General features: G+C 69.3%; 1 protein-coding gene. It reads right to left on the reverse strand.

The genetic code is table 11. The annotated features are described in order from the left end of the window. Nucleotides 1-643 (reverse strand): TlyA family RNA methyltransferase (locus AX681_RS18295; protein ID WP_066682589.1); only part of this gene is annotated, 643 nt, incomplete at its 3' end. Nucleotides 644-897: the final 254 nt, after the last annotated feature.

Below are 897 nucleotides of genomic sequence, written 5' to 3' on the forward strand. Positions count from 1 at the left end.
CCTCCAGCCAGCCGGCCACCTCCGCGCACACCCGCTCATGCACCGCCGGATCGCGCACCACGCCACCCTTGCCGACCTCGCCACGCCCCGCCTCGAACTGCGGCTTGATCAGCGCGACGACCCACGCGCCCTCCCGCACGAATGCAAAGGGTCGCTCCAGCACCTTGGCCAGCGCAATGAAGCTCGCATCGCACACGACAATGTCGATCGGCTCAGGGATATGCGCCGCCGTCAGCACTCGCGCGCTGGTCTGCTCATGCACCACGACGCGTTCGTCCTGACGCAGCTTCCACGCCAGCTGGTTGGTCCCGCTGTCCACCGCATAGACACGCACTGCCCCCCGGCTCAGCAGCACATCGGTAAAGCCCCCGGTCGACGACCCCACATCGATCGCCACCATGCCCGCAGGGTCGATCCCGAAATGGTCGAGCGCATGGGCGAGCTTCACCCCGCCGCGCGACACCCAGGGGTGATCGCGCCCCTTGACGGTCAGCGGCGCATCGGGCGCGATCGGCTGCCCCGGCTTGTCCACGCGCTTGTCGCCGCTGAACACCAGCCCCGCCAGGATCAACGCCTGCGCGCGCGTGCGGCTCTCGGCAAGCCCGCGTTCGACGAGCAGCTGATCGGGTCGTGTCTTGGCCATGGCTTTGCCCCATAGCTCCACCGTCATCCCCGCGAAACAACCATTCCTCCCCTGCCCCGCAGGGGAGGTGGCATCGCGAAGCGATGACGGAGGGGGCGTAGCTGCGATCAGCGATATGCCGGGGACATATCGCAGCAGCGGAGCCGGCTTGCGAAGCAAGCCGTGGGCGCAGAGGGCGGGAATTTGCCGAGCTGGTCACGGCCGTCTGCGCGGCCGCCCCTCCACCACCCGCTGCGCGGGCGGTCCCCCTCCCC

The organism is Sphingomonas sp. CCH9-E2 (assembly GCF_001557215.1).
Lineage (GTDB): Bacteria > Pseudomonadota > Alphaproteobacteria > Sphingomonadales > Sphingomonadaceae > Sphingomonas.